Origin of the sequence: Chelatococcus sp. XZ-Ab1, assembly GCF_029309855.1 — a bacterium.
Taxonomy (GTDB): domain Bacteria; phylum Pseudomonadota; class Alphaproteobacteria; order Rhizobiales; family Beijerinckiaceae; genus Chelatococcus_A; species Chelatococcus_A sambhunathii.
Genome location: NZ_JARKII010000008.1, coordinates 142433 through 162461, shown reverse-complemented (window position 1 = coordinate 162461; position 20029 = coordinate 142433). Strand labels below are relative to the sequence as shown.

Here is a 20029-nt window from a genome sequence, read left to right as displayed (position 1 = left end):
TTGGGGCTCGACGAAGCCGATCGGGCGGTTTCGGGCGCCATCCTGCGCATCCGTGCCATCCGCCACTGCACACGGCTCGGCTGCGTCGATGATCTGACGGACCGCATCCGCGCCGTCGCGCAACAGGACGTCGTTGAAGTCCTCGCCTTCCGCCCGCGGCAGGGCGATGGCGACGCTGCGGCCTTCCGCGAGGAGACGCCGCGCCGCCGCCTCGGCTGCACGAAGGCCCGCTCCCGACGCATCGTGGTCGGCGAGCAGCACGACACGCCGGGCATCTGGCGGCAGGACGACCTGTTCGAGATTGGTGGCCGAGAGCGCTGCCCATACCGCCATGCCTGGACAGGCCGTCATCACGGCGAGCGCCGTCTCGATCCCTTCGCTGAGACCAAGGACAGCGTCGTCGCCGATCGGCGTCAGGCGCACGGCGCCACCGCCGACGCGGCCCAGCATCTTCTTCGGCTTTTCAACCTCGGCTTTCGCCGCCCCATCCGGGCGCAGGTAGATGCGGTGCAGGGCAACCACGCTGCCGGCGCGATCGCGAACCAGGCCGACGATGGCCGGGAAACCGGTCCTCGTATCCCAATGCGCGAGATCCGGATGGAACAGGAGGTCGCACGGTGGCGGGACCGTGAGCCCTCGTGCGCGCAGATAGGCCTCCCCCGGTGTGCCGGCGATCGGGATGGCCCGGGAGAGGATGATCTCGATTTCTCGGGCAGAGTCTTTCTCCGGCCTCGCGGAAGCCGCCGACGGTTCGCGACGCGCTGGCGCCGCGGCCGACCATCCGACCAGATCGGCGGCATAGGCGAAGAGGTCGCGGCCCTTGAGGCCGGTCGCCTGTTCCAGCGTGCTCAGCGGCCCGCCGCCCTGGCCGCCGTCGAAGTCGATCCAGCCGCCGGCGTGCTCGCCTCTGAGCGTGATCACGCAGGAACCGTTCTTTCGCGGCGCCCCGCCATTGATGTGGGCGAGACGCCATTCGTCACCGTTGCGACGGCCGTTTGGAAAGTGCTGCGGCACCCAGACGTCGGTTCTGTCACGCAGGCCGGCCACGATGGCGTCGAGATCGTAATGAACCGCAGGCGTTCTGGCGGGTGCGATGTCGTTGAAGTCAATCAAGGATCACCAGCCCTTGCTCCGCACGCGTGATGGCGGTGTAGAGCCAGCGGGCGCGGTCCTCGGCGGTCCGCCCGAGACCGTCGTCGTAGACGATCACGTTCTCCCACTGCGACCCTTGGGCCTTGTGGCAGGTGATGGCGTAGCCCCAGACGCTCTCGACAAGTCCCCACATGTCGCGCCAATCGCGGCGCAGGCGCTCGGCGTCGTAGGCGACGTGGTCGTCGAAATGCCCCTTGTAGAACCACTGGCGGCCGGGAACGCTTGTCCCGTCCTCGGTGCGCACCGACGCGCTGAAGGCGAGCGGGCTTTCGTCGCGGATGTCCGATAGGTCGAGGAACATGCCGTTGACGAGACCGAGATCGTGCCGGTTCTTGAGGCAGATGATCTTCTCGCCGAGCCCGCGCGGGTAAGCGCCCGGAAAGCCGGCCGCCTGCTTCATCGCGGTATTCAGAAAGAGCCGCGTCGCGTTGCGACCGCAGATCACCTGGCCGCCCTTGAGGAATTGATGCGGGCCGATGTCGGAGCACCGCATCTTCCAGACGAAGTCATCGTGCTCGCCGTAGGGAATGGGCACGCTCTGCCGCGCGAGTGTGGCGAGACGGATGATGGCGCTGGTCTCGGCCTGGCGATGGATGTCGGTCAGCATCACGTCGGGATCGGCATCGGTGAAGGCGCCGTCGCCCTTGATCGGCGGCAACTGGCCGGGGTCGCCGAGCACCAGGATCGGCTTACCGAAGGCGAGCAGATCGCTCGCCATCTCGGCGCCGACCATGGAGACCTCGTCGAGCACGATCAGGTCGGCGTCGCGGACCAGCGACTGCTCGTTCAGAATGAAACGGGGCTGATGGATGTCGGCGAGCCGGAGCTCGAGGCGGCGGATCTGGGTCTCGGCGAAGGAGCGCTCGGCCGGTCCCATGCTCCGCAAGCCTTTGCGCAGCGTCTCCAACTCGCGGGTGACGCGCTCGATTTCTTCCGGTGTCGCCTCGGAGACCTTGTAGATCAGGCTATGAATCGTCGAGGCCGGCGTTCCCTTCCGGGTCATCACCAGGGCCGCTTTGCCAGTGAAGGCGGCATAGAGCACGCCGCCCGCACCACCCGTGCGATCCATCGGTTCGAGACCGAGCTCGCCGATTGCATGCCGGGTGATGGTGGTCTTGCCCGTTCCTGCGTAACCGAACAGGCGGAACACCTGCTGATCGCGCGTGCGGCGCCGAAACCAGTCCTCGATCGCGGCGATTGCCGCCGCCTGCTGCGGAGACGGGATGAAGCTCATCGCTCGCCCTCCCAGCAGCGCTCCGCATAGGCGCACATGCGGCAGAGATAGAAGTCCCGGGCTGCGGCGATGCGCGGGGGGAGTTCGCGGGCTGCCGCGGCGCGCAGGATATCGACGGCCTTGTCGGACAGCGCCTGCGCGCAGGGCGGATCGAACGCGACCACCTCGTGGTGGAGCGCCTCGGTGTCCTTGTTAAGGGCCGTGACGAGGGCGGTCTCCAGCTCCAGGTAGCCCATGTAGAGCTGGACTTGCGCGAAGTAGACCGGCTTGGAGGCGCGCAAGCTACGCTTGACCAGGTCGTTCCAGGATTTGGCGTTCAGCGCCTTGTGCTCCCAGAGCACGGGCCAGCGCAGGCCGACATCGGGGCCGGCGACGATCACGCCGTCGATGTGGCCGCGCAGCTTGCCACCCGCCGCCTCGAACCCGAATTGTCCGCCGTCGGCGCGCTCGGTGCGAAGGTCGAAGCCCGCGCCGCGCAGCCAGCGGATGGAGAGCGTCTCGAACTGGTGGCCGGCGTCGAAGATGCGCAGGATCGCGCCGTCAAAATCCCGTCCCTCATCTTTGGGCGTATGGGTCACCTCGTAGACGAGCTTGCGCGCGCAGGGCTCGCCGATCCGGCTGCCGCCGAGATAGTCGCGCGGCTGCTGCCGCCGATTGCGTGCGACGAGCGCCGCATCGATCAGCGCATTGACCCGATCGGACACGCTGATCGCGTGGCCGATGCGGCCATAGATGAAGCCGGAGCCGTGGTTGAGATCGATTCCCATCCGCCACCTCAAAAGGGAATCGGATCGTCGAGCGGGTCGCGGGCGGCTGCCTGGCGCTGCATCGATTCCTGAAACCCGTCGACGCAGGCTTCGATGATGCGGTCGATCTCGGCCGCGCTCCGGTCGTAGAACGGCGCCATCAGGTCGAGCTCGGTGAGCGTCTCGGCGAGAAACCGGCGCGCCTCCTTGATCGCTCGAGTCTCCATGTCGGTCTTGTCGATCATCCCGTTGTTCCTGTTGGCGAGCGCCGCGCCGACGTCGAGGCAGCGCATCGAGCAGAAGCGGTGGTAGGGAAAGCGGTCCCAGCGCAGCTGGTGGACGTAGCCGAAGCCCCGCGCCTGACGTCCGCAGACGGCGCAGACGGCTACCCGAGCAAGAGCCGGGTCAGGTCCTCGGCGTCGTCCGGCTGATCCTTGATCCGGTGCGAGGCCAAGACGATGAACCGCGCGATCGCGTTCGCCGCCATGGCTTCCAGTTCGGGGAGCGTGAGAGCGGCGATGGGCTGGTGAAGCCTTCCGCGTCCTTCGAGCCATTGTCCCATCGCCCTCGCTGCCTCGCGCGTGACGTGCGCCTGCCACTCATCGGCCGTCATGACGGTCAGGTGTTGAGCCAGGCCGGGCCACTCGGGGCCGGCGTCGCGGCAGGTGCGGCTGCCGGGGCCGTGCCCGGCTGTGCCGGCCGGCTCCAGGCCGGGGCAGCGCTCGCAGGCGGCGATGCGGCGGGCTGCCCCCAGGCCGGGGCTGCGGGCGATGCGGGCGATACAGCCTTCGGCCGCGCGCGGGTGCTGGGGCTCGGCGCCAGGACCTCGCCGTCCATCACCTTCCGCCATTCCGGTTCGCTCGGCAGAACCACGCGGTCGAGCTTGTTGCTGTCGCCGTAGCGCGGGTCGTCGCTGGGCTCGACCTTGATCTTGGCAACGAAGGTGATGCCGTTGAGGTCGGCCAGCCCGCGCAGGATCCGCTTCGACTTCGCCACCTCGCTCATGTCCTGCGGATCGAGCCCGAGCGCGCTGTCGATCATCGCTCGGAAGCTTCCCTTGGAGATCTTCCAGCCGATCGAGACACCGTGCTCGTCGACTTTGCCGCCGGAGACGGTGAACATCTGCCAGAACTTGCGCCGGACGTGCGGACCCTCGGCGACGGTGAACTCGGCATCCACCATCAGCACGTCGCTGCCGGGCGCGTTCGAGGCCTTGAGCAGCCCCCGGTCGATATCGCTCTGGCCATCGGTCCCGCCCGGCCGGATGGTCATGGTGACCTTGGCGAAGGTGCCGTCGGGGATCAGTTCGCCGCTCTTCTGCGGCTCGGCGTCGTTCATGTCGAAGCTCATGGCTCGTCATCCTTTCCGGGTTGCGTTGATCTTGGAGAGCAGCGCGCCGAGGTCGGGCGGCTCGGTGACATCGAGACGACCGCTGCGATCCTTCGCCGGCAGGCCGAAGGGATTACCGGCGCGGCAGACGAGGCGGCGGTCTTCGCCGCGCTCGGGCTCATGCCGCCAGCCGTCGCCGTCGCGCGCGAACAGGCTCATGGTGATGACCTGATCGACGATGCCGGGAAGCTCGCGGCCGGCCTTGCCGCCTTCCATCTGCGGCTGCCAGGTCGTGCGGTTGAACTCGTCGGTGACGCGTTCGAGGATGCCGACGAAGATCACGGTCTTTCCGGAGGCGTGCTGCAGATGCTTGAGCAGGCCGATGACTTCGCGGGCGAGGAGCCCGTAGGCGCCGCGGGTGTCGGGTTTGCCGGTCTTGTCGGAGAAGGCCTCGGGCCGGGTCTTCGCCCAGGCCATCGCCTGGCGCGTAAGATCGGTGATCGAGTCGACGAAGATGATGCGCTTGCCCGCGATCATCTGAACGAGATCGGGATAGCTTTCCCTGAGATGCTGGCAATGCGCCTCGGAGAAGAAGCCGCTCGGATCGGCCGATGGGTTGACCCCGCCGACGAGGCAGCCGATGTCGAGGGCATCGGCAAAGGTACGGACCGGAATGCTGTCGCCGGGCCAGTCCTGAACCGACTTCATGCCCGCCTCGAGGTCAATGCAGAGCGTCTCCGCCGGCGGCAGAGATTTCAGCAAGGATGTCTTGCCGACGCCGCTCGGGCCGAAAATCGCCATGGTGGTCTTGGCGCCGGCCGCGGACAGCCGTTCGTCGGCGCTGACGATGCGCAGCGCCATCAGCGGCCTCCCGCGTTGCGTGACGCGACATCGAGCGCGCACTCACTCCCGCGCGCGCCGGCCTGCCGGGCGAGACCATAGAGTTTGCGCAAGGCGTGCAGGCGGTCGCCGACGGCGCTGAACTCGGCTTCGACACCCAGCAAGGCGAAGGCGATATCGTCGAGCGTGGCGTCCTCGATCGGCTTGACGACCTGTTCGCGGCGGATTTCGCCGAGCACCGGAATGACGATGGTGTCGGGCAGCGCTTCGAGCGCGTAGTGGCGCTTGCGGATCTCGGTCAGGGCAGCAGAGCTGGTCATCGGGTATCCTCGGACTTGATGGTGAGACGGAAGGTCGGCTTGGCGGCCCGCACCGTGCGGGCGGCGGCGAAGGCCTCGCGGATAGCGGTGGGCCAAGCGGTGTATTTGCGCTCGGGGACCTTGAAGCCGATGTCGACGTAGTCGGCCGGGTTCTCCCCGCCCGCACCGATGCGCTCGACGAGTGCGGCGAGCAGCGACTGGTCCCAGTCGACCTTCTTCGGGAGATCGGCAGCGACCACGACGGCACCGTCCTCGAAACGAACGAGGCCGGTGTCCCTGCCTTCGGCCCGGCGCACCGTCGCTGCCGCGTCGGCATAGCGAAGCGCGATCGCGCCTTCGAGCCACTCCTTGAGCCGCTTGGCGGCATCCAGGGCGGCATCGGCATCCTCCTGGAGCAGCGCCAGATGCTCCGCCGGAAGCGTGGCGATCTCGCCGACCGGCATGGTGTGGATGTCGTCGAGGCTGGGGCGGTTGCTGCGAGCTGGTGCCATCACGCCACCTCCGCCAGAAGGAGTGAGGAAAGCGAAACCGAAGCCTGCTTCGGCTTCGGGCGGGCGATGGCCAGATAGCTGTAATCGTCCGACCGGTGGCGACGCTGCACGAGATGGATCAAGCCGCGCTCGGCCGCCCACCAGGCGCGGCGCGCGACGCGGGCGAGTTCCGCCCGCTCCCGTTCGGCAAGGCGCGTGCCCTGGGGCATGGTGTCGAGCGCGAGGAATCCACGGTGATATTCGAGGATGTCGCCGGGTACTGCCTGACCGACCCAGCCGCAGAGATCGATCTCGGTGAGCGGCTTCCGGACAGCGGGGAATCTGGATGCAATGACGTTCATGATGGGCTCCTACTCACGCGCTCGCCGAACCGTCTCACGCGGCATGGACGCCGATCGCCGTCAGGGCGAGGCGGATGTCCTTGACGCGGCGGTAGAGGCTGCTGCGGGCGCCATGCCCGCTCGCGGCAAGGCGATCGGCGGTGGCGCGGGAAAGGGCTGCGCAGAGGGCGCAATCGGCGGGTTCGAGCGAACCGAGACCGCGCTCGACATCGAGACGCTCCTCGGCGGAGGCGAATGCATCGGCGGGCTGGCCGAAGAGCGCTGATAGGCCGTCGGCTTCGGCGATGAGGCCGCCGCGGGTCAGCCCGTCGCTGTCGGGAATGACCTCATCGAGCGAGATCGGCGTCGCGCCATACATCCGGCGCTCCCGCTTCACCTTGTTGGCGATGCGCGTCGCCCTGTTGGTGAGGACGGAACCGGCAAAGGCGCCGAGCGTGCCGCGATCTGCGTCGTAGGCGGGAAGCCGGGCTATTAGATCAACGAGCAGGTCCTGGCGGACATCGTCGAGATCGGCGCGAGGAAGCCGCAGCTGGCGGACGAGGCGGCGGGCCGCGATGTCCGCCTCATGGAGAAGGATCTGAAGGTCAGCTCGGGAAATCGAAGAGTGCATCGGTCAACGCCTCGGTCATCGTTCGTGATGTCCGCAGGTTGCCGATGCGCGCGCCAGCATAGGTGGGCACGACGTGGTGATGATGTGGGCGAACTGTGGGTATGCTTGGCCCGCTCACCGGAGACTTCCTGCGATCAGCCGATCTCAATCGGTGCCGCAGGTTTGACTGACCAGTTGGGCGTTGCGCAGCTTATTTCGTTTGCAACGGTGGTTGAAATACATCCTTTAAGTCGCGCAACTGGCCGTTCTCATCGAACCAGGTCGCCACTCGAGCGATTTCTTTCTCAAAGTCACCGTCGGGGAACCAGCGCATGACTGTGCTCGGCGAAACATTCAGTGCTCCGGCGAGCATCCTGAAGCTCGGCTTGATCCCCCGCGCCTTCAGCTGCCCACCGATTGTGATTGCCGCCCATCGCTTCTGATGGGCATCAGAAGCTTGCTCATACTCAGGGTTGGAGCCACCCAGTCGCTCGCGAATGAGAACGATGAGATCCCTCGGGATGTAGAGGTCGTCGTTCCAGCTCAACGCGTCCAACATGCAGGCAATGAGCCAGTTCACCAGCTTGTCGGGAATGGCGAGCCCACGTCGCGTGAGATGAGTTTGCCCAGCCTTAGCGAGGTTCTTGGCCTCGATCAGCTTCTCCATGATCTGGAGAGAGACCTCGCTGATTGCCTCGGGATCGGCATCGAGGACGGAAGCGATCATTTCCGGATCGAACCCGTACTTCCGCAGCTCTCCCTCCATGAAGTAGAGCTGGTCCATACCACCGATTACGGCGACCTCAATTTCGGCGGACGGGTCAGCACGGCGAAGCTTCACGTAGTGCTCGATGGACGGGGCCTTCTTGTATGCCAAGCTCTGCTCATTGTACCCGCCATCTTCCTTGCTGCCGTATCCGGCCATGGCTTTTGCCTCCAAAGACGGCTTCCCGCTCAGCGAGCTAGGAAAGCAATTCGATTTCCTCCGGAGGCAGAGCCAGCCGGTAGCCGTTCGGATTTCGCCGATTCTCGATCAATGCGCGTACGGACGTGGCATCCGTACTTCCTCGAGCCAGCGCATCCCGAAGCGCGCGCACGGGTTCGCGCACCTGCGACGAAATCTTATGGATGCTCGCTCCCCAGATGTGCGCTTCGATCGCACGATTCTCGACGATAGCGGGCGACTTCAACGCATGTTCCGCCAGAAAGACCAACAGTTGGAATTCCTGATCGGAAAGGGTTTTGGGCGTTCCGTCGAGAGATACCGTCTTGGCGGCGCGTTGAATCACCAATCGGGGCGCCAAGCTCGGTTGCGCTTCCAGTTTGGACTGATCGATGGCCAATCCAGGTGCAGCTCCATCGCAAGCAATGCAGTGGGATACATCGACAAGATGAAGCCCCGCGTCGACCAAGCGCGCCCGGTCATCTGCAGCCATCGCCGGCGCGATCAACGTGATGGGCGATGACCGGGCGACCGAGCGCATCAGGCCGATCATTCCCGGTTGGAGAACCGCATCCCGCGACAGCGCGAGGAACAGCGTCCGCTGGCCGGATGTCTGTCCCAGATGCCAGACGCCGGTGGCGACCGGGGACGGCTCGTCGCCAAACCCAGACCCCATGGCGATTTCGCGGACCAGCGCGGAACGATGAATGCGAAAGCTCCGCAGATCGTCATCGCCGAGAACGACGTCGCTGCGCCGGTCCGTCGGGCAAACCGCGATATGTCGTCCGTTAACCTGCTGGACAGGCCGCGCATCGAGACCGCAATCACAGGCTGGGCACACATCCCACTCTGTTGCCGGCGCTTGCTCGACCAGGACGCCGTGATCGAGCAGCCGCTCGAAATCGCGCCCGGCATGAGGCGCCGCCTGTCGGCCCCATAGAATTGCGGGATCGCCCGCCTCACTCAGCCGCAACAGCAGCTTGGGCAGCGTCTCGGTCATTGAGCAGTCCGTTGCGGCGAAGGAGCATCATGATTCGGCCCTCGAACTGCTGACGCTTGAACATGGCGTGGGCCGGCGGCTTCAGCTTGACGGTTACCTTCTTCGCCGACTTGCCGCCGGTCGCGAAATGAACGCGGATGACGATGTGGTTGAGGCGCCAATCCGACCCGAGACGAGCGCCCCGCATCATCTCGCCCAACCTGGCCAGCGCATTGTCCCGTCCGTCGCGCGCAACATAGGAGTAGAAGGTTCGTGTCTCGCCGGTCTTTGGATCGGCGCCGACGCGGTCGACCTGGACCTCGGTGATCTGGACCCGCTGGATGCCCGGATCGAAATCATGGTTGAACGCGAAGCCGAAGCCCGCGCGCTGCACCGGGTCGAGCGTGTAGAGGTTCTGGGCGTCATCGCCGGCGAAGAATTCGGGCTTGCCCAGGATCTTGTCGGCGAACAGTTCCGCGAGATCGGCGCGGCGCGCCTTTGCCACGCCGCCGATCTTCAACAGGCCCGTCGTGGAGTTGTAGGACAGCACCGCGTGTTCGGCGGCGCGGAAGCTGATCACGCGCTTCTGGTCCTTTTGCAGGACGTCGGTCGTGGTGATCGGAGAGCCATGCTCGATCACCAGGACGAGTTCGTCGGCATCGTCATACCAGCCGGCGCGGCAATAATTGCTGCGGAGGTCCTGTTCGAACATCGCGGCGGCGGCGGTTTCGAATTCGGCCTTTGCGCGATCGTCCATGATCGCCTCGACGCCTTCGTCGCGGCCCACGAACTCGGCGAGCGACGTGCGCGCCATGAGCGCCATCATGTCCGACGCGGCGTCAAAGACGTCGGGATGGTCGAGGAAGACGCGCAGGGCGACGTGCTTGGGATCCTGGTGAGTCTCCGGCTCGTCATCCTTCGCTTCGGGTGTCACCCGGATCCCCAGCCGCGCGGCCTGCTGAAGAATAATGTCGAGGCCTGCCGCGTTGCCGATCTCGGCGATCCGGTGCAGGTCGGCGACGAGCCCTTCCGGATAGTTCTCTTCCGGCCCCGCGAAGAAATCCTGGACGGCGCTGCGTGCCTCGTCCTGCGCGGCCTCGCCCCTGAAGACCCCAAGGTCCAGCCCGTTCAGGGCATCGCCGTGGCGCTCGAACAGGCGGCCCAGCAGGCCGAGATCGACGGTTCGGGTAAACTTGGGATTGACGAATTTCTTCAGGTTCTTAGCCATCTCAGCCGCCCATAATTACCTCGCATTTGTTCATCTTACGTTCTTATCGCAAATGCGTAGCGGAGTCGATTCAAAAGCCATCGCCTTGGGACGGACCGTCGGCACCGTGAGTAGAGGCCAAGGGAATCCAATCCCTTAGGTGATCTCTGCGATGGACATGCCGAACCCGATCCACCCCGGGCATATGACGCCGGACGAGCGAATCGGGGAGGTCTGCAGGATTCTTGCGCGCGGGCTGGTTCGGCTCAAGACACGCCAGTCAAGGCAAGTATCTGGCGACCGCGGAGAAAGTTGCCTTCACTTCCCGCCCGACCGGAGCGGTCATGGAACTCCAATTTGCAATGGAGACGCATGACCATGACAGACAGCATCCTGGCTCGGCTGGCGGCGCTGAAGACCACGCCGACGCCTGACCTCAAGAAGCAGTGGCGCGAACTCTTCGACACGGAGGCGCCACCTTACAATCGGCGCTTCCTGGAAAGCCGGCTCGCCTATCGGATCCAGGAATTGGCTTATGGCGGTTTGAAACCGGCGACCGTCGAACGCCTCGAAGCGCTGGGCGAGCAGCTCGACGGTGGCAACATCGTGCTGCGCCGGATCCGCGCCGACGACAAGCCGATCGCCGGCACGCGGCTGATCCGCGAGTGGCAGGGCGTCGAGCACACCGTCACGGTGCTGAACGACGGTTATGAATGGCAGGGGCGTCCCTACCGCTCGCTCTCCGCCATCGCGCGCGCCATCACCGGGACGCGCTGGAACGGCTGGGTCTTCTTCGGCCTCAAGAACCGGCGAGGCCAATTATGACGAAAACGGCGATCCGGAAACTTCGCTGTGCGGTCTACACCCGAAAGTCCACCGAAGAAGGTCTGGACATGGAGTTCAACAGTCTCGACGCACAGCGCGAGGCTTGCGAAGCCTACATCGCCAGCCAGAAGTCGGAAGGTTGGGTCGAATTAGCTGACCGCTACGATGATGGCGGCTTCTCGGGCGGCACGCTGGAGCGCCCCGCGTTGAAGCGCCTGCTCGCCGATATCGAGGACGGTCGCGTCGACGTGGTCGTGGTCTACAAGATCGACCGGCTCAGCCGGTCGCTGATGGATTTCGCCAAGCTGGTGGAAGTGTTCGATCGCGGCAGCGTCACCTTCGTCAGCGTCACGCAATCCTTCAACACGACGACGTCGATGGGCCGGCTGACTCTGAACATCCTGCTTTCGTTCGCCCAGTTTGAGCGGGAGGTCATCGGCGAGCGCATCCGCGACAAGTTCGCGGCAAGCCGCAAGAAGGGTATGTGGATGGGCGGCTTTGTCCCGCTCGGCTACGAGGTCAGGCACCGCAAGCTCGTTATCAACGAGGGAGAAGCTGCGACCGTTCACATGATCTTCGAGCGGTTCCTCGAAGTGGGCTCGGCGACGGCACTTGCCCGCACGCTCGCTGCCGAAGGGATCAAAACACGACGCGGTCGGTTGATCGACAAAGGCTTCCTCTACAAGCTGGTGAACAACCGGGTCTACATTGGCGAGGCGGTCCACAAGGGCACAGCCTATCCCGGCGAACACGCGGCAATTATCAGTCGCACCCTTTGGGATAAGGTTCACGGGATCCTGCGCGAGAGCCCCAGGGTTCGCGCCGGGCGCACGCGCGCTTCGACGCCAGCACTGCTCAAGGGATTGATCTTCGGCCCGACCGGCTGCGCCATGACGCCAACCCACACGCGGCGTGGCGACAAGCTCTACCGCTATTATGTCAGCCAGTCAGTCCTGAAGCGCGGGCCTGAGGCGTGCCCTGTCGGACGCGTGCCGGCCGCAGAGATCGAGACCGCTGTAATCGACCAGTTGCGCGGCCTATTGCGTGCGCCGGAGGTGATTATCGGCACTTGGCGATCGGCACGGCCCGAGGTCGATGGTTTGTCCGAGGCCGATGTCAGGGAGGCTTTGGAGGGGCTCGACCCGCTTTGGGATGAACTGTTCCCGGCCGAGCAGACGCGGATCATCCAGCTTCTCGTCGAGCGCATCGACGTCGGACACGACGGCGTGGATATTCGGCTCCGCGTCGATGGGCTGGCCCATCTGGTTCGTGACCTTGGCGGCATCGCAGCCAGTCGGCGGGACGCAGCATGACAAAGCGCGGCGCCGCTACGAACGAAGGGCGCACGCTGACCGTCCGCGTGCCGCTGACCCTTCGAAAACGCGGGGGGCGGAAGCAGGTAATAGCGCCGGATGGCGCAACCTGGGGAACGCCGCGCCCGCGGGTCGACAACACCATGGTCAAGGCCATCGCGCGAGCCCATCGCTGGAAGCGGCTTCTGGAGAGCGGCCGATTCGCCTCGGTGGCCGAACTGGCCGAGGCCGAGAAGATCAACCAGTCCTACCTGTGCCGGGTCCTGCGCCTGACCCTGCTCGCGCCGGACATCGTCGAGGCGATTCTGGACGGACGGCAGCCGCCCGGAATTCAACTGGATGTCTTGCTAAACCCTCATCCCGTCGCATGGTCGATGCAACGCGAGCGCCTCTTGGGTTAGTGACAACCCGCCTTCGGCGATTCCTCTGGCGTACTCCGGCAACTTCTGGCACCCTTTGCCATCCTTTCCAGGAGGGACCGGTTCTATGCCGGACGAAATTCTAACGCTGCCGGAGGTGGCCCAATTGCTGAAGGTCGCCGAGAAGACCGTCTACACCATGGCTCAAAAGAGCCAGCTACCGGCCTTCAAGGTGCGCGGGCAGTGGCGGTTCAAGCGCGTCGATATCGACCGCTGGATCGAGCAGCAGAAGGAAGCCTCCCGTGATGAAGGGAGGAACTGACGTGGCCACTTCGCTTTCGACTCAGATCCAGGACGTCCTGCCCAAGACGCAGGACACGTATTACAAGTTGATCTTGGCAGTAGGGCCGGCACGCGCGGGCAAGACCGCCGCCCTCACAGAGCTGGCCGCGCAGCACAAGTGGCCAAGGGTCAATGTCAATCTCTGTTTGTCGGAGAAGCTCCTCGAGCTGACGCATCGGCAGCGTGCTGTCCGAGTCGCGGGCATTCTTGACGACACCCTGCGGGATGAGAATTCCAAGGTCATTTTGCTGGATAATATCGAGCTGCTCTTCGCTACAGAGCTAGCGCAGGATCCTCTCAAGCTGCTTCAATCACTCTCCCGGAACCGGACGATCGTTGCAGCATGGCCGGGACACTTTGATGGTGCCGCTCTGACATATGCGGAGCCCGGCCATCCAGAAGCTCGCCGATATCCGACGCCCCAAGCGGTGATCGTCAAGGCCGGCGACGCCGATCAGCCAGATGGATCGCCTGGGGAGGAGACGAAATGAAATACTCAGACCTCATTCAGTTCGAGCCAATTGAAACGGTCGTCCAGCTCCGGGAAGCCGACACCGCCGCAGACGCCCGTCGTCTGGTCGAAACATTCGTCATCTCCGACCGAATGGCCGATCTGCTCGGCGAACTCGTGTTTCCGCAGCTGCAGTTCAGCAAGCCAGCCGACAACAAGGGCATTCTCGTCGTCGGCAATTACGGTACGGGCAAGTCGCACCTTATGGCCGTCATCTCGGCAATCGCCGAGCATGCCGATCTCGTTTCGCGGATGACGAATCCAAAGGTCGCTGAGAAGGCCGCAGAGGTCGCCGGCCGTTTCCGGGTGATCCGTGCCGAGATCGGTTCCACCACGATGTCTCTGCGGGACATTGTGTGTTCGGTCCTGGAGGATGGACTGGCGCGGCTCGGAGTCACCTACGAATTCCCGTCCACCGACGATCGCCACGAGAACAAGTCTGCTTTCCAGGAGATGATGGCCGCGTTTCAGGCCAAGCACCCCGATCGCGGTCTCATCCTCGTTCTCGATGAGCTTCTCGACTATCTGCGCTCTCGCGCGGACCAAGCCCTAAGCCTCGATCTTTCTTTCCTCCGGGAGCTTGGTGAGGTCTGCAAAGGCTCTCGCTTTCGCTTCATCGCCGGCGTGCAAGAAAGCCTGTTCGACAATCCGCGCTTTCAGTTCGTCGCCGACACGCTCCGGCGCGTGAAGGATCGGTTCGAGCAGGTCCGCATTGCTCGTGACGATGTCGCTTTTGTCGTGGCCGAACGAATTCTGAAGAAGGACGCCAAGCAGCAGGCGTTGATCCGTGAGCACCTGAAGCAGTTCGCGCCGCTCTACGGCTCGATGAACGAACGCATGGAGGAATTCGTCCGCCTCTTCCCCGTGCACCCAGCCTATCTCGACACGTTCGAACGCGTATACGTGGCCGAAAAGCGCGAGGTCCTGAAGACGCTCAGCGCCGCAATTCGCCGCATCATCGATCTCGAAGTCCCGGCAAACGATACCGGACTCATTGCCTACGATTCCTACTGGAGCGTGTTGCGGGACAATCCGTCATTCCGATCCGATCCCGCCATCAAGGAAGTCATCGATCGCAGTGGCGTCCTCGACGCGCGCGTCCAGCAAGCCTTCACCCGCCCGCAGTACAAGCCTGCGGCGATCCGGATCGTGCACGCGCTGTCTGTGCACCGGCTGACAACGTCCGACATCTATGCGCCGATTGGAGCGACAGCGGAGGAGCTGCGTGACGATCTCTGCCTGATGCTGCCCGTTCCCGAAAAGGACGCCGGCTTCCTCCGCACGCTCGTCGAGACCGTGCTGAAGGAGCTGCTGCGCACGGTGAGCGGTCAGTTCCTCAGCTTCAATAAGGAAAACGGCCAGTACTTCCTCGACTTGAAAAAGGATGTCGATTTCGACTCCCTCATCGAGAAGCGAGCCGAGACCCTCAGCGATGCGCAGCTGGATCGCTACTACTTCGATGCTCTGCGGCGCGTGGTCCTCGAAGACCCTGATGCCGCCCCCTATGTCACCGGGTATCGCATTTGGGAACACGAGATCGAGTGGCGGGAACGGCGCGCCGGCCGAAGCGGGTACCTGTTCTTCGGCGCTCCGAACGAGCGCTCGACCGCGCAGCCCGCACGCGATTTCTATCTCTATTTCCTGCAGCCGTTCGACACGCCCTATTTCAAGGATGAGAAGAAGGCGGATGAGGTCTTCTTCAAGCTGAAGGATCGCGACGACACGTTCGATCGGACGTTGCGCCTCTATGCCGGCGCGCGTGAACAGGCCGCCGCCGCTTCCGGCAGCAACAAGAAGATCTATGAGGACAAGGCCGGCGACCATCTCCGCACCCTGACATCTTGGCTCCGCGAACATATGCCGACGGCGGTTGAGGTCGTGCATCAGGGACGGTCCAAGACGCTGCAGGAAGTCGTCCGTGGCAAGCTTCCGCCCAATGCGACGGTCAAGGACTACGTCAACACGGCAGGCTCGGCGCTGTTGGCGCCCCACTTTGCCGATCGAAGCCCAGAGTATCCGATCTTCAGCGTTCTGGTCACGCGGCAGAACCGCGACCAGGCCGCGCAGGAGGCATTGCGGTGGATCGCCGGCGGCGTGAAGAGCAAGCAGGGCACGGCAATTCTCGATGCTTTGGAACTGCTGGACGGCGAGACGCTCAAGCCACGCAACTCTCGCTACGCCAAGCACGTGCTCGACGCCTTGAGCCAGAAGGGCCAAGGCCAGGTCCTCAATCGATCCGAGCTGGTCGCGTCCGAAGCGGGCGTCGACTACTGGACGAAGTTTCGCATAGAGCCTGAGTTTTTGAGCGTGGTCCTGGCCGCGCTGGTTCACAGCGGCGACATCGTCCTCAGCCTCGCCGGCAAGAAGGTGGACGCCGCCAGCATCGACCAATTCGCAAAGATTGGCATCGCCGAGGTCACGGAGTTCAAGCACATTGATCGCCCGCGCGATCTGCCGCTCGGGCCGCTCCAGGACCTGTGCGACCTGCTCGACGTGCCAAAGGGCCTCATCGTCAATCCGGCGAACCGGGATGACGGCGTGGCCAAGATTCAGCAGCGCGCCGGCGAGCTTCTCGGCAAGGTCGTCGCCGCGCAGGCGCGCATTCCCGACCTGGTCTTCTGGGGCCGCCCCATTCTCTCCGACCAGGAGCAGAAGGACTGGAAAGACCGGCTCGGCAGCCTGAAGGGGTTCCTGGAATCGCTCCAGCCTTTCAATACCTCCGGCAAGCTCAAGAACTTCCCACACGATTCCGCGGCGGTGCTCGGCCAGAAACCGGCGATCGACCTCGCCCGCGACATCGACGAGCTTGGCACGGTGCTCCAGCAGACCAACCCGCTGACGTCCTACCTCGGCAAGGCGGAGGCGCTGCTCGACGCCAGCCATCCTTGGCAGGATGCCGTCCGAACTGCGCGTGCCGATCTTATGGCCAGGATCGCGAGTCCCAAGCAGCGCTCGGAAGCCGATTTCAAGCGGCTTCTGACCCAGACGCTGGGCGATCTGAAGACCAAGTATCAAGACGCCTATCTGGCCGCGCACGAGCGCGCCCGCCTCGGCGCGAACGACGACAAGCGCAAGGCAAATCTCGCCAAGGATTCTCGCCTCGCGCAAATTCAGAAGATCGCCAACGTCGAAATGATGCCGACGCCGCAGCTGCGGGATTTCGAGAACAAGCTGTTTGCGCTGAAGACCTGCTTCCAGCTTGGGCGTCCAGACCTGGACAGCGATCCTCTCTGTCCGCATTGCGGTTTCCGACCGGCCGAGGAGCCGGCTGGCAGTGCAGCCGCGAAGAAGACCCTCGCTGATCTCGACGAGACGCTGGACGCCATCGTTCGTGGATGGACGGACACGCTGCGCACCAATCTCGAAGACCCGACCGTGTCGGGCAATATCGAGCTTGTCACCGATCCTGTTGGAAAGCGCGAACTGCAGGGCTTCCTGAAGAGCAAGACCCTGCCAGATCCAGTCAGCCCGGCTTTCGTGAAGGCGTTGCAGGAGGTGCTGGGTGGCCTACAGCCGGTGACGTTCGGCGGCGCCGAGCTGCAAGCCGCACTCTCCGATGGTGGGCTACCGTGCACCATCAGCGATCTGAAGGAGCGCTTCGACCGCTACGTCGCCAACCTGACCAAAGGCAAGGACGCGTCCAAGGTCCGCATCCTCATCAAGCGGGACTGACCGGCATGGCGCAGAAGCGGAAATCCAGGAATGACGACGGTGATCTCTTCATCGAGGGGTCGGGGCAACTCCGCTTGGTCGACAAGTCGGTTGAGCAGCAGGCTCTGGAGAAGGGCAAGATCGAATGTCTCGGAATGACGTTCGAAAGCGAGGACGCGCGCCGGGCCTATTTTACCGATCGGCTGCGGGAGAAGCTGGCCGATCCCGAGTTCCGCAAGACCCCGGGATTCCCCAAGGGGACTGATGAGGACATCGTCCGGATGTCCGACGCTCCTTGGTACACCGCTTGTCCCAATCCCTTCCTCGCCGACTTCGTGCGCGTGTACGGCAAGCCTTACGATCCGAAGGAGCTCTATGAGCGCGACCCCTTCGCGGTCGACACGAGCGTCGGGAAGACCGACGCGCTCTACAAGGCGCATGGCTACCACACGAAGGTGCCGCATCTCGCGATCGTTCCGTCGATCCTCCATTACACGGAGCCGGGCGATATCGTGCTCGATGGTTTCGCGGGCTCAGGCATGACGGGCGTGGCCGCCCAGTGGTGCGGTTTGGCGCCGGCGGAGTATCGCAAGCAGCTCGAGGCGGATTGGTCGAAACAGGGGCTGCCGAAGCCGAAATGGGGCGCGCGCCGAGCAGTCCTAAACGATCTCGGCCCGGCCGCTAGCTTCATTGCTGCGAACTACACGGTGCCATTCAATGTCACAGCCTTTTCCAGAGCCGCGCAGCGCATCCTTTCCGATGTGCAGAAAGAACTCGGATGGATGTATGAGACGCTCCATACTGATGGAAAGACCAAAGGCAGTATCAATTTCACGGTCTGGAGCGAGGTTTTCACCTGCCCGGAATGCGCTGGTGAGGTCAACTTCGTTGAAGAGGCTCTCGATGGGAGTACGAAGCGGACCCGCGATGAATTTCCGTGCCCGCATTGCTCTGCGGAGTTAACGAAGGACAATCTTGAGCGGGATTTTGAGACGCTCATTGATCCGGCGACTAAGCAACCCTGGAAACGAGTGCGATTTCGTCCGGCATTCATAAACTATCGCGTTGGCAATACGACGCACGAGAAGGTGCCAGACCAACAAGACCTCGAGACCATCGAGCGTATAGGCACACTCGAAATTCCTCGCGAATTACCGACAAACGCTTTTCCTATCGAATATATGTCGCATGGCTCACGTCTCGCGCCGAAGGGCTTCACACACGTCCACCATCTTTTTCTTCCGCGTCCAGCACATGCGCTTGCTTCCCTATGGCGCCGGGCATCCGCCGAACGCGATGGCCGCATTCGTAACGCTCTGCTGTTTTTCGTTGAGCAGGCAATTTGGACGATGTCCCTTTTGAACAGGTATCGTCCAACAGGGTTCTCTCAGGTCAATCAGTACTTAACAGGCGTGTATTATGTAGCATCTCAAAACGCAGAGCCAAGCCCATGGTATGTGTTAGAGGGGAAGTTAAAGCGCCTCGATTCAACATTTGCAAAATTGGCGAACAGGAAGAATTTTGTTTCGACGCAAACAGGGACTTGTTCGTCAATTCAGATTGCGGACGATACGATCGATTATATTTTCACTGATCCGCCGTTCGGCGAAAACATCTACTATGCCGATCTCAACTATCTCGTGGAGTCTTGGCATCGCGTCATAACGGACTCCGATCCGGAGGCCATCGTCGATAGCGGCAAAGAGAAGAGCATTCTCGACTATCAGTCGCTCATGCGCGCATGCTTCGATGAGTATGCTCGCGTCCTGAAGCCGGGCCGCTGGATGACGGTCGTCTTCAGCAATTCGGCAAATGCCGTTTGGCGGGTGATACAGGAAGCGCTTGGGACCGCTGGATTCGTTGTCGCGGACGTCAGGACGCTCGACAAGCAGCAAGGCTCCTATCGGCAAGTGACGAGCACCGCGGTCAAGCAGGACCTCGTCATCTCCGCCTACAAGCCGACTGAGGCTTTGACTAAGCGCTTTGCGTTAGGGACGTCGTCGCCGGAAAACGCCTGGGCCTTCGTGACCGAGCATCTCGGCCATGTCCCGGTGTTCTCCAGTGTCGATGGCATCGCGGACGTTGTCGCCGAGCGCACCGCGCAGGTGCTTCACGATCGGATGGTCGCCTTCCATGTGCAGCGCCAACTTTCCGTGCCGCTTTCGACAGCGGAGTTTCTAGGCGGCCTGAACCAACGCTATCCCGAGCGTGACGGCATGTACTTCCTGCCCACGCAGGTCGCCGAGTACGACCGTAAACGCAATACCGCGGCCGAGCTACGCCAGCTGAGCCTTTTCGTGACCGACGAAGCGAGCGCCATTCAGTGGGTGCGCCGCGAGCTTCAAGACAAGCCGCGCAGCTTCCAGGACCTCCAGCCCCTGTTTATGCGCGAAATCCAGAACTGGGCGAAGCACGAGCAGACGGTCGAGCTCAAGGAAATCCTACGGCAGAATTGCATTCATTACGACGGCAATGGACCGGTGCCGAGCCAGATCCATTCGTACCTGTCCACGAACTACAAAGAGTTTCGCAACCTCGCCAAGGATGATCCGGCACTGACCGCCAAGGCGGCGGATCGCTGGTATGTGCCCGATCCGGGCAAGCAGGGTGATCTGGAGAAGCTGCGCGAGAAGGCGCTGCTGACCGAATTCGAGACTTACAAGAACGCCAAGGAACGCAAGCTGAAGCTGTTCCGTACCGAAGCGGTACGCGCCGGCTTCAAGTCCGCCTATGAGGGGCAGGACTACAGGACCATCGTCAACGTCGCCGCGAAGCTGCCGGAGAACGTCCTCCAGGAAGACGAGAAGCTGTTGATGTACTACGACGTCGCGAGCATGCGTCTCGGTGATGAGTGAGG

21 protein-coding genes are annotated in these 20029 nt (G+C 63.4%); 8 read left to right on the top strand and 13 right to left on the bottom strand.

From position 1 onward, the window contains the following. Complete coding sequence (locus tag P2T65_RS13660; protein ID WP_276199976.1) at positions 1–1143, top strand: hypothetical protein; 1143 nt, start codon at positions 1–3, stop codon at positions 1141–1143. Here P2T65_RS13660 and P2T65_RS13655 read toward each other — a convergent pair. The 13 genes from P2T65_RS13655 to P2T65_RS13595 form a co-directional block, all read right to left on the bottom strand. Continuing rightward, entirely contained in the window at positions 1106–2386 is a 1281-nt protein-coding gene (locus tag P2T65_RS13655; RefSeq protein WP_276199975.1) for an ATP-dependent RecD-like DNA helicase, read from the bottom strand. The genes P2T65_RS13660 and P2T65_RS13655 overlap by 38 nt on opposite strands. Then, positions 2383–3153 (bottom strand): hypothetical protein, encoded by a 771-nt coding sequence (locus P2T65_RS13650; RefSeq protein WP_276199974.1) that lies wholly within the window; start codon positions 3151–3153, stop codon positions 2383–2385. Before P2T65_RS13650 ends, P2T65_RS13655 begins: the two co-directional genes overlap by 4 nt. A gap of 8 nt (positions 3154–3161) precedes the next feature. Continuing rightward, positions 3162–3377, bottom strand: coding sequence for a DUF6511 domain-containing protein (locus tag P2T65_RS13645; protein ID WP_276199973.1), 216 nt, complete (start codon positions 3375–3377; stop codon positions 3162–3164). A 140-nt stretch (positions 3378–3517) separates the two neighbouring features. Next, positions 3518–3745, bottom strand: a complete 228-nt coding sequence (locus P2T65_RS13640) for a hypothetical protein (protein WP_276199972.1) — start codon at positions 3743–3745, stop codon at positions 3518–3520. A 5-nt stretch (positions 3746–3750) separates the two neighbouring features. After that, entirely contained in the window at positions 3751–4482 is a 732-nt protein-coding gene (locus tag P2T65_RS13635) for a hypothetical protein (RefSeq protein WP_276199971.1), read from the bottom strand. Between the two features lie 6 nt (positions 4483–4488). Beyond that, positions 4489–5322, bottom strand: coding sequence for an ATP-binding protein (locus tag P2T65_RS13630; RefSeq protein WP_276199970.1), 834 nt, complete (start codon positions 5320–5322; stop codon positions 4489–4491). Then, positions 5322–5621 (bottom strand): hypothetical protein, encoded by a 300-nt coding sequence (locus P2T65_RS13625; RefSeq protein ID WP_063185816.1) that lies wholly within the window; start codon positions 5619–5621, stop codon positions 5322–5324. The genes P2T65_RS13630 and P2T65_RS13625 overlap by 1 nt, the downstream gene beginning before the upstream one ends. Continuing rightward, positions 5618–6112: a hypothetical protein gene (locus tag P2T65_RS13620; RefSeq protein ID WP_276199969.1), complete on the bottom strand. Its 495-nt coding sequence runs from the start codon at positions 6110–6112 to the stop codon at positions 5618–5620. The genes P2T65_RS13625 and P2T65_RS13620 overlap by 4 nt, the downstream gene beginning before the upstream one ends. After that, entirely contained in the window at positions 6112–6453 is a 342-nt protein-coding gene (locus P2T65_RS13615; protein WP_276199968.1) for a hypothetical protein, read from the bottom strand. The genes P2T65_RS13620 and P2T65_RS13615 overlap by 1 nt, the downstream gene beginning before the upstream one ends. A gap of 34 nt (positions 6454–6487) precedes the next feature. Beyond that, positions 6488–7063 (bottom strand): sigma factor, encoded by a 576-nt coding sequence (locus P2T65_RS13610; RefSeq protein ID WP_276199967.1) that lies wholly within the window; start codon positions 7061–7063, stop codon positions 6488–6490. Between the two features lie 190 nt (positions 7064–7253). Beyond that, positions 7254–7967, bottom strand: coding sequence for a hypothetical protein (locus tag P2T65_RS13605; RefSeq protein WP_276199966.1), 714 nt, complete (start codon positions 7965–7967; stop codon positions 7254–7256). Positions 7968–8004: 37 nt separating this feature from the next. Next, positions 8005–8985 carry a hypothetical protein gene (locus tag P2T65_RS13600; protein WP_276199965.1) on the bottom strand — a complete coding sequence of 327 codons (981 nt, stop codon included), beginning with the start codon at positions 8983–8985 and terminating at the stop codon, positions 8005–8007. Next, complete coding sequence (locus tag P2T65_RS13595; RefSeq protein ID WP_276199964.1) at positions 8945–10192, bottom strand: hypothetical protein; 1248 nt, start codon at positions 10190–10192, stop codon at positions 8945–8947. The genes P2T65_RS13600 and P2T65_RS13595 overlap by 41 nt, the downstream gene beginning before the upstream one ends. A gap of 357 nt (positions 10193–10549) precedes the next feature. Here P2T65_RS13595 and P2T65_RS13590 point away from each other — a divergent pair, with 357 nt between their 5' ends. The 7 genes from P2T65_RS13590 to P2T65_RS13560 all read left to right on the top strand — a co-directional run bounded on the left by P2T65_RS13590 (position 10550) and on the right by P2T65_RS13560 (position 20027). Next, the gene (locus P2T65_RS13590; protein ID WP_276199963.1) at positions 10550–10996 is read left to right on the top strand and encodes a DUF2924 domain-containing protein; all 447 of its coding nucleotides are present in this window, start codon (positions 10550–10552) and stop codon (positions 10994–10996) included. Further along, entirely contained in the window at positions 10993–12309 is a 1317-nt protein-coding gene (locus P2T65_RS13585; protein WP_276199962.1) for a recombinase family protein, read from the top strand. The genes P2T65_RS13590 and P2T65_RS13585 overlap by 4 nt, the downstream gene beginning before the upstream one ends. Beyond that, positions 12306–12710 carry a hypothetical protein gene (locus P2T65_RS13580; RefSeq protein WP_276199961.1) on the top strand — a complete coding sequence of 135 codons (405 nt, stop codon included), beginning with the start codon at positions 12306–12308 and terminating at the stop codon, positions 12708–12710. The genes P2T65_RS13585 and P2T65_RS13580 overlap by 4 nt, the downstream gene beginning before the upstream one ends. Before the next feature lie 85 nt (positions 12711–12795). Further along, positions 12796–12990 carry a helix-turn-helix domain-containing protein gene (locus P2T65_RS13575; protein WP_276199960.1) on the top strand — a complete coding sequence of 65 codons (195 nt, stop codon included), beginning with the start codon at positions 12796–12798 and terminating at the stop codon, positions 12988–12990. Between the two features lies 1 nt (position 12991). Beyond that, positions 12992–13501, top strand: coding sequence for a BREX-3 system P-loop-containing protein BrxF (gene brxF, locus P2T65_RS13570; RefSeq protein ID WP_276199959.1), 510 nt, complete (start codon positions 12992–12994; stop codon positions 13499–13501). Beyond that, positions 13498–17193, top strand: coding sequence for a DUF6079 family protein (locus P2T65_RS13565; protein WP_276199958.1), 3696 nt, complete (start codon positions 13498–13500; stop codon positions 17191–17193). The genes brxF and P2T65_RS13565 overlap by 4 nt, the downstream gene beginning before the upstream one ends. A gap of 5 nt (positions 17194–17198) precedes the next feature. Then, a complete protein-coding gene (locus tag P2T65_RS13560) occupies positions 17199–20027 on the top strand; it encodes a DNA methyltransferase (RefSeq protein WP_276199957.1) in 2829 nt (942 codons plus the stop codon). The last annotated feature ends 2 nt before the right edge of the window (positions 20028–20029 follow it).

Coding starts and splice junctions, on each gene's coding strand:
- P2T65_RS13655 (WP_276199975.1), bottom strand. CDS start 2,386: ATGAGCTTCATCCCGTCTCCGCAGCAGGCGGCGGCAATCGCCGCGATC.
- P2T65_RS13650 (WP_276199974.1), bottom strand. CDS start 3,153: ATGGGAATCGATCTCAACCACGGCTCCGGCTTCATCTATGGCCGCATC.
- P2T65_RS13645 (WP_276199973.1), bottom strand. CDS start 3,377: ATGATCGACAAGACCGACATGGAGACTCGAGCGATCAAGGAGGCGCGC.
- P2T65_RS13640 (WP_276199972.1), bottom strand. CDS start 3,745: ATGACGGCCGATGAGTGGCAGGCGCACGTCACGCGCGAGGCAGCGAGG.
- P2T65_RS13635 (WP_276199971.1), bottom strand. CDS start 4,482: ATGAGCTTCGACATGAACGACGCCGAGCCGCAGAAGAGCGGCGAACTG.
- P2T65_RS13630 (WP_276199970.1), bottom strand. CDS start 5,322: ATGGCGCTGCGCATCGTCAGCGCCGACGAACGGCTGTCCGCGGCCGGC.
- P2T65_RS13625 (WP_063185816.1), bottom strand. CDS start 5,621: ATGACCAGCTCTGCTGCCCTGACCGAGATCCGCAAGCGCCACTACGCG.
- P2T65_RS13620 (WP_276199969.1), bottom strand. CDS start 6,112: ATGGCACCAGCTCGCAGCAACCGCCCCAGCCTCGACGACATCCACACC.
- P2T65_RS13615 (WP_276199968.1), bottom strand. CDS start 6,453: ATGAACGTCATTGCATCCAGATTCCCCGCTGTCCGGAAGCCGCTCACC.
- P2T65_RS13610 (WP_276199967.1), bottom strand. CDS start 7,063: ATGCACTCTTCGATTTCCCGAGCTGACCTTCAGATCCTTCTCCATGAG.
- P2T65_RS13605 (WP_276199966.1), bottom strand. CDS start 7,967: ATGGCCGGATACGGCAGCAAGGAAGATGGCGGGTACAATGAGCAGAGC.
- P2T65_RS13600 (WP_276199965.1), bottom strand. CDS start 8,985: ATGACCGAGACGCTGCCCAAGCTGCTGTTGCGGCTGAGTGAGGCGGGC.
- P2T65_RS13595 (WP_276199964.1), bottom strand. CDS start 10,192: ATGGCTAAGAACCTGAAGAAATTCGTCAATCCCAAGTTTACCCGAACC.
- P2T65_RS13590 (WP_276199963.1), top strand. CDS start 10,550: ATGACAGACAGCATCCTGGCTCGGCTGGCGGCGCTGAAGACCACGCCG.
- P2T65_RS13585 (WP_276199962.1), top strand. CDS start 10,993: ATGACGAAAACGGCGATCCGGAAACTTCGCTGTGCGGTCTACACCCGA.
- P2T65_RS13580 (WP_276199961.1), top strand. CDS start 12,306: ATGACAAAGCGCGGCGCCGCTACGAACGAAGGGCGCACGCTGACCGTC.
- P2T65_RS13575 (WP_276199960.1), top strand. CDS start 12,796: ATGCCGGACGAAATTCTAACGCTGCCGGAGGTGGCCCAATTGCTGAAG.
- P2T65_RS13565 (WP_276199958.1), top strand. CDS start 13,498: ATGAAATACTCAGACCTCATTCAGTTCGAGCCAATTGAAACGGTCGTC.
- P2T65_RS13560 (WP_276199957.1), top strand. CDS start 17,199: ATGGCGCAGAAGCGGAAATCCAGGAATGACGACGGTGATCTCTTCATC.